Source organism: Halorubellus litoreus (genome assembly GCF_055378595.1).
This window is the reverse complement of the sequence record NZ_AP043836.1, coordinates 1,100,218-1,115,647: the sequence shown is the minus strand read 5'-3', so window position 1 is coordinate 1,115,647 and position 15,430 is coordinate 1,100,218. Positions and strand designations below refer to the sequence as shown.

At 68.5% G+C, this 15,430-nt stretch carries 15 protein-coding genes; 4 read left to right on the top strand and 11 right to left on the bottom strand.

From position 1 onward, the window contains the following. Window positions 1–56: 56 nt before the first annotated feature. The 4 genes from ACZ48X_RS09740 to ACZ48X_RS09725 all read right to left on the bottom strand — a co-directional run bounded on the left by ACZ48X_RS09740 (window position 57) and on the right by ACZ48X_RS09725 (window position 5,670). On the bottom strand, window positions 57–1,001 hold the full coding sequence (locus ACZ48X_RS09740; RefSeq protein ID WP_336350847.1) for a M48 family metallopeptidase: 945 nt from the start codon (window positions 999–1,001) through the stop codon (window positions 57–59). Window positions 1,002–1,232: 231 nt separating this feature from the next. Next, a complete protein-coding gene (locus tag ACZ48X_RS09735; protein ID WP_336350846.1) occupies window positions 1,233–2,873 on the bottom strand; it encodes a GTPBP1 family GTP-binding protein in 1,641 nt (546 codons plus the stop codon). 149 nt (window positions 2,874–3,022) lie between these two features. Further along, window positions 3,023–4,885 carry a hybrid sensor histidine kinase/response regulator gene (locus tag ACZ48X_RS09730; RefSeq protein WP_336350845.1) on the bottom strand — a complete coding sequence of 621 codons (1,863 nt, stop codon included), beginning with the start codon at window positions 4,883–4,885 and terminating at the stop codon, window positions 3,023–3,025. A 212-nt stretch (window positions 4,886–5,097) separates the two neighbouring features. Then, entirely contained in the window at window positions 5,098–5,670 is a 573-nt protein-coding gene (locus ACZ48X_RS09725; RefSeq protein ID WP_336350844.1) for a J domain-containing protein, read from the bottom strand. A 142-nt stretch (window positions 5,671–5,812) separates the two neighbouring features. Here ACZ48X_RS09725 and ACZ48X_RS09720 point away from each other — a divergent pair, with 142 nt between their 5' ends. After that, the gene (locus ACZ48X_RS09720) at window positions 5,813–6,034 is read left to right on the top strand and encodes a hypothetical protein (protein ID WP_336350843.1); all 222 of its coding nucleotides are present in this window, start codon (window positions 5,813–5,815) and stop codon (window positions 6,032–6,034) included. Window positions 6,035–6,073: 39 nt separating this feature from the next. On the opposite strand, the gene ACZ48X_RS09715 is transcribed toward ACZ48X_RS09720, so the two are convergent. The 3 genes from ACZ48X_RS09715 to ACZ48X_RS09705 form a co-directional block, all read right to left on the bottom strand. Then, entirely contained in the window at window positions 6,074–6,439 is a 366-nt protein-coding gene (locus ACZ48X_RS09715) for a hypothetical protein (RefSeq protein WP_336350842.1), read from the bottom strand. Beyond that, entirely contained in the window at window positions 6,436–6,741 is a 306-nt protein-coding gene (locus ACZ48X_RS09710; protein WP_336350841.1) for a hypothetical protein, read from the bottom strand. The genes ACZ48X_RS09715 and ACZ48X_RS09710 overlap by 4 nt, the downstream gene beginning before the upstream one ends. Window positions 6,742–6,826: 85 nt before the next feature. After that, window positions 6,827–7,708, bottom strand: a complete 882-nt coding sequence (locus ACZ48X_RS09705) for a homoserine kinase (RefSeq protein ID WP_336350840.1) — start codon at window positions 7,706–7,708, stop codon at window positions 6,827–6,829. A 150-nt stretch (window positions 7,709–7,858) separates the two neighbouring features. Here ACZ48X_RS09705 and ACZ48X_RS09700 point away from each other — a divergent pair, with 150 nt between their 5' ends. After that, on the top strand, window positions 7,859–9,262 hold the full coding sequence (locus ACZ48X_RS09700) for an NAD(P)/FAD-dependent oxidoreductase (protein ID WP_336350839.1): 1,404 nt from the start codon (window positions 7,859–7,861) through the stop codon (window positions 9,260–9,262). 712 nt (window positions 9,263–9,974) lie between these two features. Here the strand turns inward: ACZ48X_RS09700 and ACZ48X_RS09695 are convergent. From ACZ48X_RS09695 to ACZ48X_RS09680, 4 genes are all read right to left on the bottom strand, one after another. Further along, window positions 9,975–10,547, bottom strand: coding sequence for a DUF6149 family protein (locus tag ACZ48X_RS09695; RefSeq protein WP_336350838.1), 573 nt, complete (start codon window positions 10,545–10,547; stop codon window positions 9,975–9,977). Between the two features lie 203 nt (window positions 10,548–10,750). Continuing rightward, the gene (locus tag ACZ48X_RS09690; RefSeq protein WP_336350837.1) at window positions 10,751–10,948 is read right to left on the bottom strand and encodes a hypothetical protein; all 198 of its coding nucleotides are present in this window, start codon (window positions 10,946–10,948) and stop codon (window positions 10,751–10,753) included. 346 nt (window positions 10,949–11,294) lie between these two features. Beyond that, the gene (locus tag ACZ48X_RS09685; RefSeq protein ID WP_336350836.1) at window positions 11,295–11,849 is read right to left on the bottom strand and encodes an Hsp20/alpha crystallin family protein; all 555 of its coding nucleotides are present in this window, start codon (window positions 11,847–11,849) and stop codon (window positions 11,295–11,297) included. Further along, window positions 11,849–13,234 carry a hypothetical protein gene (locus tag ACZ48X_RS09680; protein WP_464379849.1) on the bottom strand — a complete coding sequence of 462 codons (1,386 nt, stop codon included), beginning with the start codon at window positions 13,232–13,234 and terminating at the stop codon, window positions 11,849–11,851. The genes ACZ48X_RS09685 and ACZ48X_RS09680 overlap by 1 nt, the downstream gene beginning before the upstream one ends. Before the next feature lie 461 nt (window positions 13,235–13,695). Here ACZ48X_RS09680 and ACZ48X_RS09675 point away from each other — a divergent pair, with 461 nt between their 5' ends. Both ACZ48X_RS09675 and ACZ48X_RS09670 read left to right on the top strand, forming a co-directional pair. After that, a complete protein-coding gene (locus tag ACZ48X_RS09675) occupies window positions 13,696–14,940 on the top strand; it encodes an NAD(P)/FAD-dependent oxidoreductase (protein WP_336350834.1) in 1,245 nt (414 codons plus the stop codon). Between the two features lie 229 nt (window positions 14,941–15,169). Continuing rightward, window positions 15,170–15,394: a hypothetical protein gene (locus ACZ48X_RS09670; RefSeq protein ID WP_336350833.1), complete on the top strand. Its 225-nt coding sequence runs from the start codon at window positions 15,170–15,172 to the stop codon at window positions 15,392–15,394. Window positions 15,395–15,430: the final 36 nt, after the last annotated feature.

Here is a 15,430-nt window from a genome sequence, read left to right as displayed (position 1 = left end):
GCGAACTCCGAGAGCGACCGGTAGCGAAGTGAGCGGGCCGCGCGCGAACGCGGCGGTCAGCGAATCTGGACGGGAACGCGCTCTCCGGCTTCGGCCATCTCGCGGAGGCGTTCGATGCGGTCGTCCATCGGCGGGTGCGTCGCGAGGAGTTTCGAGAGGGCGTCCTCGTCGCCGTGCACGAACAGCGAACTCCAGAGGCCGCGGTAGGGGTCGCTGGCGCGCTGGATGCGCCAGAGGCCGCGGGCGAGCGCGAGCGGGTCGCCGGTGACGGCGACGGCGCGGTCGTCGGCGGCGAGTTCGCGACGCCGGGAGTGCGCGCGGAGCGCGAGCGTGAACGCCAGGAGCGCGAGGACGACGAGCTGGCCGACGCGGTAGTGCGTGCGCCGGAGGTGGACGCGGAACGGGGCGGGTTGGCGAGCGGAGAGGTAGGTCGCGGTGCGGGAGACGCCGGCGACGAGCACGCCGACGGGGAGGAGCGCGAGGAACGCGACGCCGGCGACGGACTGGAGGACGCTCGACGCGAGCGTCTGCACGAGGCCGTCGTACCCCTCGAGGTGCGCGAGTTCGTGCGCGAGGATGGCGTCGAGTTCCTCCGGGCGGAGGATGCGCGCGAGGCGATAGTCGAGGACGACGACGCCCCCGCCGCGCGCACCGACGGCGAGCGCGTTCGGCGCGTCGAGCGCCGCGACGTACACCGACGGACGCTGGACGCCCATCCGTGCGGCGATCTCGTCGAGGCGCTCGTGGAGCCGCGGCGCCGTCTCCGGCGGCACGTACCGCGCGTCCAACGCCGCCAAGAGACGCGTCGCGCCGGCGCGATAGCTCACGTACCCGAACACGAGCGCGCTCCCGACCACTCCCACCACCACCAGCCAGAGCGACGGCGGATCCGCGAGCACCGCCGACACCACGACCGCCAACGCCACCGCCACCACCGCGTAGAACGCCAGCGACAGCACGCCAGTCAGCACCAGCAACACGCGCCGCCCACCGGAATCCATACCACAACCTACGAGCGCGCCGAGTAAAACACCACCGAGCGCGACGAGCGAACCACGAAACGGCGACCTGGGGGTCGCCGTACGCTTGGAGAGTCAGGTGTGGAAACGGCGACCTGGCGGTCGCCGTATGCTGGTTGAGTCAGGTGCGGAAACGGCGACCTGGCGGTCGCCGTATGCTGGTTGAGTCAGGTGCGGAAACGGCGACCTGGCGGTCGCCGTATGCTGGTTGAGTCAGTCGACTCTCGTGACGGTCCCGACCCCCTTGCTCTGGCCTTCGCGGAACACGAACCGCTGGCCCTCCTCGACGAGGTACGGGCGGAACTTGAACCGGACCCTGGTGTGGCCCTTGTCGCCGGGGAGCAACTGGCCGCCGTCGGGGTGGAAGACGGCGGCTTCGCTTATCGTCTCCAGGTGAACGACGGGCTCGTAGCCGTCACCGATCCGCGTCGGGTGGTTCAGGACCATCACTTCGGCCTCGAACTCGCGGACGGGCTGGGGGTCGCTGTCCCGGGGGACGAGCACCATCCCGCGCTCGATGTCGGCCTCCTGGACGCCCTTGAGTGCGATACCGACGATGCGGCCGGCCTTCGCCTCGTCGACGCGATGATAGTGCATCTCGATGCTCCTGGCTTCGACCTCGCGGAAGCTCCCGTCCGGCATCGGCCCGAGCAGGAGTTCGTCCCCGGCCTCCACCTCGCCGCGCATGATGGTGCCGGAGGCGACCGCGCCGACGCCGGTGACGGCGTACGTCCGGTCGATGTACATCCGGAAGTCGCCGACGTCGCCCGCGGTCTTCGGGAGGCGCTGGAACACCTCGTCGAGCGTATCCATTCCGCGGCCCTCGACGCTCGACGTGACGAACAGCGGGACGACGCCGTCGCCGACCTCGTCGACCGCGGCGTCGACGCCGTGGCGCTCCACGCGCAGCGGCGTCTTCCCGACGTCACGCAGCACCCCCTCGACCTCGCGCTCCACTTCTTCGAGGCGTTCGTCGGTGACGAGGTCGCTCTTGGTGATGGCGACCATCGTCGGGAGTTCCGTCGCGAGCAACACCCCGAGGTGCTCTCGGGTCGTCTTCGTCGGGCCGTCGTCCGCGGCGACCGTCAGGAGCCCGTAGTCGAGCTTCTGGCCGACGAGCCCGCGGATGGTCGTGCGGAGCCACGGCTCGTGGCCGACGGTGTCGACGAACGACACGAGCTTGTCGGACTCGTCGACGACCCTCGCGCGGTCGGACTTCCGGTGCGGGTTCTGCATCCTGACGGGCTGGTCGTCGTCGTCGAACCCGTACACGGCGTACGAGAGGTCCGCGGACAGGCCGCGTTCGACCTCGTGGGGTTTCACGTCCAGGTAGCCGCGGGTCGCGCCCTCGCCGTCGTCGGCCTCGCCAGTGACGAGCGACCCGACGAGCGTCGACTTCCCGTGGTCGACGTGCCCGGCGGTCCCGACGACGATGTGCGCGTCGTCCGTCGACAGCACCGCGCCCTCGCGGATGGTGGCGACGCCGACGATACCCTCGGCGTCGTCGACCGCAACCCCTGTGCCCGCGGACGCGCCGGCGTCGTCCACGCTCCACGTCTGCACGTCGTCGATGTGCGCGCCCGCTTCCTCGGCGAGCAAGCTCAGGACGTCCATGGACTCGGAGAACTCCGCGGGGGGAACGCCGGCGAGTCCGCCGTCGTCCGTGACGCCGACGACGTACGTCGCCTCGCCGTCTCCCGAGAGGACGCGATGCCGGAGTTGCGCCGCGAGCGATTCGCGACGGCCGTCCGACAGGTGGAGGTCCTTCCGGAGTCGCTCCTTGAACTCGACGCTCCCACCCTCGGATTCGCCGCGGTCGAGGGCGCGCTGCAACACGGCCCTGTCAGGGCTCATGTCGCCGCGTAAGGGAGAGACTCGCATAAGGCTTCCCGTCACATGGGTGTGTTTGTCACACGAGGGGTGGGGAGCGGGGGTCGACCGCACGCCAGTCCGCACGGGAACCGGAAGGGACCGCGGCCGTTCCAGCCTGCGCACCGTGCTCGCTACTGGGTGGCGTTCGGAGCGGCCTCGACCTCCCGTAGCTCGATGCGTGCGCCGCCCTCGGCGCTCTCGGTCGCCTCGACCGACCAGTCGTGCGCGTCCGCGATCTCCGCGACGATGGCGAGCCCGAACCCGGTGCCGTCGTCGCTCGTCGTCACGCCCGACTCGAAGACGGACCCGCGGTCGTCCTCGGGGATACCCGGGCCGTCGTCCGCGACGTAGAACCCATCCTCGTCAGGGAGCGCACCGACGGTGACCGACACCGCGTCGTCGCTCGCGCCGTGCTCGACCGAATTTCGGAAGAGGTTCTCGAAGAGCCGTTGCAGGCGTCGTTCGTCCGCGTGAATGCGGGCGTCGTCGGCGACCGTGAACGTCGCGTCCCCGGTTTCGACGTTCGTCCAGGCGGCGCTCGCGACCGCCGACAGGAAGACGCCGTCCGGGTCGACGACCGCACTCCCTTCGCGAGCGAGCGCCAGGACGTCCGTGATGAGCGTCGACATCCGCTGGAGTGCGTCGCTCGCGTTCTCGAAATGCACGCCGTCACCGGTCTCCCGCGCCATCTCCAGGCTTCCCTCGGCGACCGCGAGCGGGTTCTTCAGGTCGTGACTCACGACGTTCGCGAACTGCTCCAAGCGCTCGTTCGTCCGCTTCAACTCCGTCTCACGGCGCTTCCGGTCCGTGATGTCCCGCGCCGCCCCCATGAACGCCGGCTCGCCGTCGTACGTGATCTTCGCCGTCGACAACGCCATGTGGCGGACCTCGCCGTCCGCCCGAACCATTCGCGCCTCGCGGACGATCGGCCCCTCGTCGGCGGTTCGAGCGGTCTCCTTGACGTACTCGCGGTCGTCCTCGTGGATGAGCGTCCAGAGGTCCATCTCGTACAGTTCCCGCGTCGAATACCCAGTGAGCTCCCCGACGCGGTCGTTCACGAACGCGAACGACGACCCCTGGTAGACGTAGATGCCGTCGTGACTCTGCTCGACGAGCGTCCGGTACAGTTGCTCGCTCTCGACGCGGTCGAGCGCCGCCGTCGCGTGCGACGCCAACAGCTCGGCGTGCTCGCGGTCGTACTCGTCGAACGCTCCCGGTTCGTCGCTGACCGCCTGCAGCACGGCCTTGTCGCCGACCGGGACCGAGAGCCCCGCGCGGAACGCGTCGTTCGACGGCTTCGCGACCGACGACGCCTGGAGGTCCTCGATGCGCGCAGCATCGCCCGTCCGCAACGTCTCGCCGACGACGCCCTCGTCGAGCCCGAACCCTTCGGTCGGGAGGTACTCGCCCTCGCGGTCGCGCGGACGCGTCTCGAAGCGGTCGCCGACCGGCGCCAGGACGAACACCCACTCGAAGTCGAGGATGTCCTCCGCGGCGTCCAACGTGGTCCGGTAGACGTCCTCGTCGGTCGTGCACGTCTCGAACTCGCGAGCGACCGCGTGCAGTCGCCGCACGCGCTCTCGGCTCTCCTGGAGGCGCGCTCGCGTCCGCGCCTCGCTCACCGCGCTCTCGATGCGGTTCGCGAGCAACTCGAACTGGCTGGGGTCGCCGCTGCCCTTCTGGAGGTAGTCCGTCGCGCCCGCAGCGATGGCGTCGCTCGCCACGCGCTCGGACCCCTTCGCGGTGAACAGGACGAACGGCACGTCCGGGTCGTCGTCGCGGACGACGTCCAGGACGTCGAGGCCGTCGTACTCGCCGAGGTCGTAATCGCAGACGACGCAGTCGAACGACTCCGCGTCGACGGCGTCGACCGCATCCTCGTAGCGCTGGTGGGTCCGCACGTCGAACGCGCCGAACCGATCGAGGAAGGACGCGGTGAGTTCCCCGAACTGGTCGTCGTCGTCGACGTGGAGGACCCGAATCCCCCCCTGCATTCCTTACGGACTGCATACACCTGGGGGTACATAGCCCTAGTGGCTGTCGCTGGAGCTTATCCACTCGCTCGGACGTGGGTCAGGCCCTCGCAGACGGAGGCCGTTCAGTCGTCGGTTTGGCGCTCGGTGGCGCCGGCCGTTCAGTCGTCGGTCTGGCGCTCGCAGACAGCGGCCGTTCAGTCGTCGGTCTGGCGCTCGCAGACAGCGGCCGTTCAGTCGTCGGTGAGGCGCTCGTAGGCGGCGGTCACGCGCTTGAACGCCTCCTCGTCGCCGTCGGCGGTGTCCGGATGGACCTCCTTGACGCGTTCGCGGTACGCCGTGCGGACGGCGTCCTCGTCCGCGGTCGGGTCGAGCCCGAGGCGTCGGTACGCCTCCTCGGCGCTCGGGCCGTCTTGGCGTGGGACGCGACGGCCGTCGCGGCGGCCGCCACCGCGACCGCCGGCGGCGGCGCTCGCGCGCGCTCGCCGGCCGCCAGCGCGCGCCTCTCGGCGTCGTTCGCGGTTGATGCGACGACGCGCCTCGCGAGCGAACCGGCTGCGCCCGCGCTGGGCGCCCTCCTTGGCTTTCTGCTGCGCGAACCGCGACCCGTCCGCGTTCACGCCTTCGGCGACGCGCTCGCGCATCCGACCGGTCGCCTGGTACCACATGAAGTAGCCGGTGGCTGCGAACGGCAGGGCGACCGCGAGCACGAACGCCTCCTTGGTGACGATGGCGACGACGGCGAGCATCGTCGTCAGACCGGCGAACACCGACGCCAGCCCGAACAGGAGCGGGGAATCCCTCACGTCTCGACGGAAGGGCTCCGAACGCCTAAATCGCTCGGCTCCCCACCCCGCGAGCACGCGGGTCGCACTCGCACACCGACGACCTCGCACACCGACGACCGTGTGAACCAGACTCAAGGGGCGTCGGTGCGAACGGTGTCGTATGAGCGTCTCCGGGCTGTGCCAGGTCTGCGAGTCGAACGGCGCCGAGGAGTCCTGCGAGCGCTGCGGCGCGCTCGTCTGCGAGCGGCACTACGACGGCGAGCACGCGATGTGCGTGTCCTGCGTCGCCGAGACCACTCGCGGCGACCGCCGCGACCGCGGCGGCCGCGACGACGACCGCTCCAGAAACGACCCGGACGTCCCCGGCGAGTACCGGTTCTGACGGGCCGCTCGCGCCGGCGACTCAGCGGTCGCGCCCGAATCACGAGCGATTGCGTCCGAACCACGCGGTCGACGGCGGGACCAGCCCGACCGCGACGAACGCGAGCAAACCGAGGTACGCGACGAGGCCGCCGGCGAGCGCGTTCAGGCCACTCTCCGGTCGGAACGCCACGGCGAGCGCGGCCGCGAGCACGACGACGCCCACCGACAGCACGCGAACCCCTGCTCGCGCCCACAGCGCCCTGACGGCTGCTGCGCGAGCGCTCAAGAGGACTTCGAGGAGGAACGCGCCGACCGCGCCCACCGCGAACGCGACCGGAGACGCGGCCACGCCGACCGCGGCCGCGAGCGCGACGACGCCAGCGAGAACGCCCGCGGCGAGCGCGCCGTCGCCGAGCCGACTCACGCGTCCAGGAACCCGTCGACGACGAGTCCGACGGCGAGCAACCAGACGCCGGCCGCGACCGCGATGGCGCTCGCGTGCACGACCACCGCATCCGTGCCGGTCCCGAGGACCGACCCGCCGAGCGCGTTCGTCGCCATCGCCGTACTGCGCGTGACCGACCCCGTCGCTTCCAGGACCGACGTCCACGCGAGCACGCCACCGACGAACCCGACGCCGACCAGCGCGAGCCCGGCGCTGTACAACGACCGGACGACGCCGTCGAGCGGGTCGGCGGCGAACGGCCGCCCATCACGCGTAGCCATGCCAACCAATGACACGCTCGATCGTGATAAATCTGGCTCGACGACTCGTGAATGAAATACGACTGACAGAATCCGCGTTCGAGCGTCAGTCCCGATAGACCGTCGCGCCCTCACCGATCTCCGTCTGGTACGCGCGCGCCGACACCCCGGCGTCGTCGAACGCCGAGAGCATCGCGCTCGCGACCGCTCGCCGATCATCGCCGCGGCACACCGCGAGGACGCTCGGGCCCGCACCACTGATAGTCACGCCCGTCGCCCCCGCCGCCTCCGCCGCCGCCTTCACGTCGTCGTACCCGTCGACGAGCTTCGCGCGGCGCGGCGTCACCACGTGCTCCTCCAAGCCACGCCCCACCAGCTCGGGGTCGTCGCGATGCATCCCCGAGACGAGCGTCGCCGCCGACCCGACCGTCGCCACCAGCTCGTCCATCGACGCGGACTGCGGGACGACCTGGCGCGCGTCGCGCGTCGACACCACGACCTCCGGCAGGCACGCCACCAGCTTCACCGACGCGTCCACCTGCAGCACGCCGTCGTCACGAGCGATCGTGAACCCGCCGAGAATGGAGGGCGCGACGTTGTCCGCGTGCGCATCACCCGACACCACCGCCTCGCCCTTCGCCGCCACGTGCACGAGTTCCTCGCGCGACCGCCCGCGGTCGTACAGCTCGTTCAACGCCACCGCCGCCGCCGCCGCACTCGCCGCCGAGGACCCCAGCCCGGACGCCGGCCGCACGCCCTTGTCGATGTGGATGTGCGCCGGCGCGTCGAGCGCCTCCGCGACCGCCCCGACCGTGTTCCCCTTCGGGTCCTCGGGGATGTACTGGCTGCCGACGCCAGTCACCGATATCGTCGTCTCCTCGGCACGCTCGACGCGCACCACGTCCGCGGGCACACCGAGCGCCACGCCGAACACGTCGAATCCACTCCCCAGATTCGCGGAACTCGCCGGCGCCCGAACCGTCAGCATGCCCCCGACTTACCCGCCCCCTACGAAAAACCTAGCGGACCACGCAACCACAGCGACCGCCGTCGCTCTCGATTCCCGGAGCGTTCGCTCGCGCGACGTGTTCGCGCGCAGTCCAACAGACCCATACATCGCGCCCTCGGAGCACCGACCATGACTGTCGGCATCGTCGGCGGCGGCATCGCCGGACTCGCCGCCGCGCACCGGCTCCAGGAACGCGGCCACGACGTCCGCGTCTTCGAGGCAAGCGACGACCTCGGCGGGCTCGCCGCCGTCCACGAGACCAGCGGCGACCCAATCGAGAAGTTCTACCACCACCTCTCGAAGTCCGAGGAGACCATCGTCGAACTCGCCGAGGACCTCGGCGTCGGCGACCGCGTCGAGTGGATCTACGGGAACGACGGCTACTACGTCGACGGCGTCGTCCACCCCCTGAACACCATCTGGGAGATCGCCGCCTACCCCCACATGAGCCTCTACGACAAATTCAGATTGGGGATGCTCACGATGGAGATAGACGTCCGCGGCGGCATCCCGAGCTTCGACACGTACGACGACCTCGAAGCGTACGAGGACGTCCCCATCAAGGACTTCCTGCTCGAACACACGACGCGCGGCGTCTACGAGAACTTCTTCGAACCGCTCTTGGACGCCAAATTCGGCGACCGCGTCGAGGACGTCTCCGCCGCGTGGCTGCTCGGCCGCATCAAGTTCCGCGGCGAACGCGACCTCCTGAAAGGCGAACAGCTCGGGTACTTCGACGGGAGCTTCGCGGTCCTCATCGACGCGCTCATCGACGCCGTCGGCCGCGAGAACGTCCAGACCGGCGCGCGCGTCGTCGACCTCGACGCCACCGACGCGGACGCCGCGACGGACGCTGACGCCGGGACCGACGGCGCAGTCGAGTCCCTCACCGTCGAGACCGCCGACGGCCATGAGACCTACGACGTCGACAGCGTCGTCGTCGCCGCGATGCCGAACGTCCTCGAGGACCTCACCGGCTACCCCTGCGACGTCGACTTCCAGGGCGCCGTCTGCGCGGTCGTCACCCTGGAGGACTCCCTGATGGACGAGACGTACTGGCTGAACGTCGCGCACGACGCGCCGTTCGGCGCGCTCATCGAACACACGAACTTCGTGCCGCCCGAGCGCTACGGCGGCGACCACCTGCTGTACGTCGCGAGCTACGTGCAGTCCCAGGACGAGTGGCTCTGGCAGGCCGACGACGACGCGGTCGAATCCCGCTGGCTCGACCACATCGCGGACATGTTCCCCGACCAGTTCCACGAATCGATGGTCGCGGACGTCCGCATCTCGCGGAACCCGCGCGCCGCCCCCGTCTACGAACGCGGCTACCTCGACATGGTCGTCCCCTACGACGTCGGCGCGGACGCGACCGCGGTCCCCGACGGCGTCTACTACGCCGGCATGGCGAGCCGCGCCCAGTACCCCGAGCGCTCGCTGAACGGCGGCATCGTCGCCGGCTACGAGTGCGCCGACCGCATCGACGACCGCGTCGACACCGAACGGTCGACCGTCGAAGCGAGCACGCAGTGAGCCCCGGCAGCGGTGCTCTCTGGTGTTGAAAACCGAAAAACCGGGAATCGAAGTTAGGACCCGGACGGGAGACGTTTTCCACGGACCACGCGACCAGTGCTAGCTTTCGGTGGGCTCGCACCACCTCGGTCGACTACTGTCGACTTCGGCCGGGCTTACACCGGCGTGCTTGCGTATTCACGAAGATCGCTTACGCGACCTCCGTTACTTGGTCTTCGCCGCCGACCACCATGGTGGTCGACCAACGGTCTGCTGCGGTTCTCCTTCGGAGCGACGACTTTGGAACCCTGTTACGGGCCCTTCAGTTGCTGCCCCTACTCCGACACGTCTCACCCACTTGCGCGGGTCGATTCGTGCCTTGAGCGTCCGGTGAGTCCCTTCGACTCCCGGCGACATCTCAACAGAGGACTGCCGAGATATTAAATCTATCTGCTGTTTGGTTACCACGTCACAACTACGTCTGGCGATTAGGACGTTTCAGATAGCAGTGGCTATCGGTGGGCTGGCCCGCCGGACGGACCGTGCGAACGAACACCAAACTCGCGGAACCTGAAGATACGCGCCACCACGACGTAAAGATTCCCCAGGACTAGCCCGTCCGGCCCTCGCACGCTCACAGGCGTGGCCGGCAATCCAGGACACGATCGATCGCCCCCAGGACACGATCGCCCAGCACGAACAAGAGCCCGCTCGCCCGCTCGACAATCGACGGTCAGTCGTCGGCGACGTACTCCTCGGGGTCGACGTCGTCGGGTTCCTCCTGACCGCCCACGACGACCTCGCCGTCGGCGGTCTCGACGTACACGTCGTCGGCGAACCCGCCCTCGGCGTAGGGATGGATCGGGTCGTCGAGCTTCTCCGGCGTCGACGGCGCCTCAGCCACGCCATCCTCGGGATAGAAGTCGCCGAGCGGGTCGTCGACCGTGATGCCGTGGTCGTCGAAGAACTCCGCGTACCGGTCGTGGTGCTGGCCGAGTTCGTCGCTCGGGAACTCCATCATCTCCGTCCACCCGTGATTGTAGAAGTCGAAGTTCGCCTGGACGTGCGTGATCTCACGAGCCTTCGCCTCCGGGTAGTAGTCGAGCGCGGCGACGTACGTGTCCATCGTCGCGTCGAAGAAGTCGTCGAGGTGCTCGCGGCGCTCCTCGCGGTGGGCGTCGTCGGCCTTCCCGAGGAAGATGTCGGTGTGCATGTCCACGAGCTTCCCGCGAGCGACGTCCCCGAGCACCGGCGCGGTGAGCGCCTGCTTGAACGCGAAGTGCTTGACGTTCTGGCGTATCTTCATCTGTACGTCGACGTAGCGACTCCGCAACCAAGAACGTCCCGCTGGCGGCACCGCTCGGTCGTTCGCGGCAGCGTCGACACGGTCGAGTCGAGCGCGTCGACGCGCTCGACGCGGCGCTCGCCCCCAGCGTTCCGCGGGCTCCGGCCACCCGACCGGCGGCGTCGCGGTCGATCGCCCTACGCCATCGCGTCGTCGGTAGTGGCTCAGTCCACGTACGCCATCGCGTCCTCGGCGTCTCTCGGCGTCTCGACAGCGATCTCCTGAACGGGTTTGAGGTACGTGACGCGCACGTACCCCGCGCCCACCGGTTCCACCGAGACCGTCTTCGCGGCCGCCGGCAGGTCCAGCACTTGCCCGTGCTTGCGCAGTTCCGAATCGATTTTGAAGTTGGTTCCGTGCATGGTAACGCTCCGTTACTCGAGAAACACCCACTTTCCTCGAGTTCCGGCTTCACGAACCGTATCCCACGGGGTCTTATGTCCCTTCCGGGAACGCCGCTAAACGTCACGTAATCGTCCGTTAGAATCATTCAACTGTCTGCAACGAGTCCGCAATCGATAGCATCTGGTAACTACTGAACGGGTCGTGCTCGACGAGCGACCCGGGGACTCGGTCGGCGCGTCCGGCACGCGCAGTAACGGGTCGGTGAGCGGAGCGCTCGGCGAGCAGAAGACGAACGAGAACGGAAGAACCGGGAGGAGCGCGGTCGACGACGAGCCGACCGCGCGTGCTAGCGGTCGCGGCCGGTCACTGGAACCCGATGCGCTTGCGGTCCTCCGCGTCGCCCTTCGGGATCTCGATGGCGCACATCCCGGCGTCGTACGTCGCTTTCGCCTCCTCGACGTCGATGGTGACGGGGAGCTGGATGGTGCGTTCGAGGCGTTGCGGGCACTCGCGCTGGAGGACGCGGTGGCCTTGCTTCGGTTCCTCGCCGCCGCGTTCCCCGGCGACGATGAGCTGGTTCTCGTCGGCGTACACCGAGATGTCGGCCTTCTCGAACCCCGGCATCTCGAGTTCGACGAGGTACGACTCGGGCGTCTCCGTGACGTCCGCGCGCGGCATCGCGACCTCGGGGCCGCCGGCAGTCGGCTGCTGGATGCCGCTCATCCCGCCAGCGGCTGCCTGTCCGGCGTCGGCGTGCATCCCGCCGACGTCACCGGTCTCCACGCCCGGTGATGCACTCATCGCGGCCTGCGCCTGCGCGGTCTGTGGGACGCCCATGCTCTGCTGGGCGATGGGCATGCCCTGCGGCGCGAACCGCGGGTCGTCTCGGTACGGGTTCGCCGCTGGATTCCACGTCATCAGTACGCCACCGGCATCTCGCCGTAGCGGAGGCCCTGCACGCCGGCTCCGACGTCCCCGTGCTGGTCGCGAGGCATCGAGGACTGCTGGCTGGTCACCGCAGGCTGCCGGTTCGACAGCATCGCCTGCTCCGTCGTCGACGCCTGCGAGAGCAGCGACCCGACCGTGGTCACGGTCCCGTCCTGGAGCGTCACGGGCTCGTCGAGTCGGGGCGTCCGAACCGTCCCGGCTCCCTGGACGCCCTGGTGGCTGGACTGCTGCTTCGAGGCGTCGGTCTGGACGCCCTGCGCGTACTGGCCCTGCTGGGTCGGCGACGACCAGTCGAGCTTCTGGATCGAGAGGTCACCGGCGCCCGCCTGGAGCGGTATCTTCGACACCGCCGACGCGTCGGCCGCGAATCCCGACGTCGACGGCGTCCACTGAGACTGCTGGCCGAACGGCGCTTCGGTCGTCGACGCGAACTGGCGGCCGGACGCGGACGCCATCCCCGGGAGCCGTCCCTGGAACGCGCCGAGCGCTGCCTGTCGCGACGCACCGACCGACCGCTCGTCGAGCGGGGTCACGCCACCCGCGGCGTGCCACTGGCTCTCGACGCCAACCATGGGCTGCTGGCTGCCCTGCTGGAAGCCCTGAACCGGCTGCTGGGCGAACCCTTGCTGGGTGGATTGCTGGGCGAACCCTTGCTGGATGGGCTGTTGTGTGAGGCCCTGCTGGGTGGATTGCTTGGCGAGGCCCTGCTGGGCGGGTTGTTGTGCGAGGCCCTGCTGGATGGGCTGTGGTGCGAGGCCCTGCTGGGCGGGTTGTTGTGCGAGGCCCTGCTGGATGGGCTGTGGTGCGAGGCCCTGCTGGGCGGGTTGTTGTGCGAGGCCCTGCTGGATGGGCTGTGGTGCGAGGCCCTGCTGGATGGGCTGTGTGGCCTGGTATCCCATCGGGACTTGGGACTGCTGGCTCGCGTACGCTGGCTGGGGCGCGCTCGCGGAGAGCGCGTGGCTGTCGAACGACTGCGTTGGTGCGTCGACGCCGATGCCAGCCTGCTGGTCGTAGCCCTGCCCCTGCCGTTGCTGGTCGTCGGTCTGGAGGCCACGCGGGTCACTCAGTTGGCTCGGCGCCTGCTGGGCGACGCCCCGCTGGGTGCCGTACTGTTGTTGGGGCACGGTGGTCTGTTGGGTGCCGTACTGTTGTTGGGTGCCGTACTGTTGCTGGGTGCCGTACTGTTGCTGGGGGACGGAGGTCTGGTGAGTGCCGTACGCTTGCGAGCCGACGGACGCGTCCATGCCGGACAGTTGTCCCTGGTGTTCCATGCTGTGTGTGGCTTCGAGGCTACGCTGGGCGGTGAACTTCGGGTCGATCGACGCCATCGGACTGATGTTGGGGTTCTGGTACATTTGTGGGTGGTGGCTCCCGTGCTGCCGCTCAAGTGCAACGTGAAGCCACGACGAGACGAGGCGCGAAAACAGCATAAAGCGAGTCGATAGTTCACTCGAGTAGGTGCCTGGTTCGTGTCGGTAAGCCCGATAGCGGGGGTCGGATAACGATCGGACTACGAATTCCGTTCATCGTGACCTATCAGGGTAATAGTCAGTTTCCGGGCGCCGGTAATCCGCAGGGTAACCGAGTCGGTCCAGTCGGGAGGAACCGACGAGCAACCGGCCGCGAACGAACGGCAGTCGAACCACCCGCATCGTCACCTGGTCGGTACTGAACCAGCACGGTCGGTGACGCCAGCGCCACCGCGGCTGCCGCACCCCGACCGGAGGGCGACGCTTGCACGCGAAACGAACGGTTCACGCGGGCGTGTTTTCGGAGATAGCAACCCACTTTAACCCCCGTACCGAACGGTTCGGACATGACCGAGTCGTACGTGATCATCGGCGACGGCATCGCGGGGTCCTCTGCAGCGGAGACACTCCGAGAGGAGGCGCCGGACGCCGACATCACCGTCATCACGGACGAGGGGGAAGCCCTCTACAATCGCATCCTCATCAAGGAGTTCGCGAAGGGCAAGATGCCCGAAGCACCCATCTCCATCCACGACGGGAGCTGGTACGAGGAGCGGGACATCGAGCTGGAACTGAACACGCACGTCACGACGATCGACGTCGACGGCCACGAGATAAAGACGCACTCGGGGGACGTCATCGAGTACGACAAGCTCCTGGTGGCGACGGGTGGGACGCCGACGCAACTGCCGGTCGATAACTCCGACGCCGAGGGCGTCCATCACTTCTGGACGTTCCAGGACGCACGCGGTATCGAGGAGCACGCGAGCGAGGCCGACACCGGACTCGTCGTGGGTGCGGGCCTGCTCGGTATCGACCTGGCCGCGATCTGTGGGGCGCAGGACGTCGACGCAAAGTACCTGATGCGCGGCGACTGCTGGTGGCGGTACGCGCTCAGCGAGGAGGGCGCGGAGATCATCCACGACGGCCTCCGCGAGAAGGGCGTCGAGCCCGTGTTCCAGTCCGGCGTCGACCACTTCACGGTCGACGACGACGGCGCGGTGACGGGGGCGGTCGACCCGAACGGCGTCGAGTACGACGGCGACTTCGTGGGCGTCGCCATCGGCCTGAACTTCAACACGGAGTTCCTCCGCGGGACCGGTATCGAGCTCGACGACGGCATCGTCGTCGACGAGTACATGCAGACGAACGTCGAGGACGTGTACGCGGCGGGCGACCTGACGCAGTTCCACGACGTCCTGCTCGGCGAGCAGGCCCAGAACGGGTCGTGGGGGAGTGCGAAGGAGCAGGGCCAGATCGCGGCGAAGAACATGGTCGCGGACGCGGAGGAGGCGGTCTTCGAGTGGGTGTCGTCGTACTCCATCACGCACTTCGACTTCCCGTTCCTCTCGTTCGGGCATCCGACGCAGGGCGACGACTACGTGGAGCAGAAGTACTCGGACACGGAGTGGCGTCGCGTCGTGTTCAAGGACGGGAAGGTCATCGGTGGCGTGCTCATCGGCGACCTGGCGCCGCAGACGAAGCTGAAGAAGCTCGCTCGCGAGCAGCGCGACCTCACCGGCCAGAAGGAGGTCTTGCTCGACGAGGAGCTCGACCTCGACCGGTTGGACGCGCCGGAAGCCGAGCAGTAGTCGGTCGCTAGTTCTCCTCGCCGTCGTTCGCGTTCGGTTCGTGGTTGTTTCGTGTTTGCTTCGCGTTCGGCCGTGTTTGCTTCGTATCTGGTTCGGGGTTGGTGAGCGACGCCCGGGGTGTCGTTGCGTTCGGGTGCTGTGGGGTGATTCGAGGTATCGGTCCGTGGTGGGTTCCTGGGTCGTCAACGCCAACCTTTAATAGAAATCGTGGTATACTGTACCATGCCCCATGGCAGTCAGTGACACCACGAGCGGTGCTCTACGGTTACGCCGTACCGAATCCGTCCCCGTGGACGCGACGGTCAAGCACGTCGACCAGCTCCGAGACCGAACGTACCGCCAGATCGCACGCGCGACCGACGGCTCGGTCGTCGAAATAGACGCAGCGTCGACCCGGCTCTCCGCGGGAGACGTCGTGGTGTTCACCGACTACCTCCGCGTCGAACGCGCCTGACCCGGGGGCGAGGGCGTTCTCTCGACCACGACCGCG

Bases quoted from the DNA above. Each gene is read 5' to 3' on its own strand.
- ACZ48X_RS09740 (WP_336350847.1), bottom strand. From the start codon at position 1,001: ATGGATTCCGGTGGGCGGCGCGTGTTGCTGGTGCTGACTGGCGTGCTG.
- ACZ48X_RS09735 (WP_336350846.1), bottom strand. From the start codon at position 2,873: ATGAGCCCTGACAGGGCCGTGTTGCAGCGCGCCCTCGACCGCGGCGAA.
- ACZ48X_RS09730 (WP_336350845.1), bottom strand. From the start codon at position 4,885: ATGCAGGGGGGGATTCGGGTCCTCCACGTCGACGACGACGACCAGTTC.
- ACZ48X_RS09720 (WP_336350843.1), top strand. From the start codon at position 5,813: ATGAGCGTCTCCGGGCTGTGCCAGGTCTGCGAGTCGAACGGCGCCGAG.
- ACZ48X_RS09710 (WP_336350841.1), bottom strand. From the start codon at position 6,741: ATGGCTACGCGTGATGGGCGGCCGTTCGCCGCCGACCCGCTCGACGGC.
- ACZ48X_RS09705 (WP_336350840.1), bottom strand. From the start codon at position 7,708: ATGCTGACGGTTCGGGCGCCGGCGAGTTCCGCGAATCTGGGGAGTGGA.
- ACZ48X_RS09700 (WP_336350839.1), top strand. From the start codon at position 7,859: ATGACTGTCGGCATCGTCGGCGGCGGCATCGCCGGACTCGCCGCCGCG.
- ACZ48X_RS09695 (WP_336350838.1), bottom strand. From the start codon at position 10,547: ATGAAGATACGCCAGAACGTCAAGCACTTCGCGTTCAAGCAGGCGCTC.
- ACZ48X_RS09690 (WP_336350837.1), bottom strand. From the start codon at position 10,948: ATGCACGGAACCAACTTCAAAATCGATTCGGAACTGCGCAAGCACGGG.
- ACZ48X_RS09685 (WP_336350836.1), bottom strand. From the start codon at position 11,849: ATGACGTGGAATCCAGCGGCGAACCCGTACCGAGACGACCCGCGGTTC.
- ACZ48X_RS09680 (WP_464379849.1), bottom strand. From the start codon at position 13,234: ATGTACCAGAACCCCAACATCAGTCCGATGGCGTCGATCGACCCGAAG.
- ACZ48X_RS09675 (WP_336350834.1), top strand. From the start codon at position 13,696: ATGACCGAGTCGTACGTGATCATCGGCGACGGCATCGCGGGGTCCTCT.
- ACZ48X_RS09670 (WP_336350833.1), top strand. From the start codon at position 15,170: ATGGCAGTCAGTGACACCACGAGCGGTGCTCTACGGTTACGCCGTACC.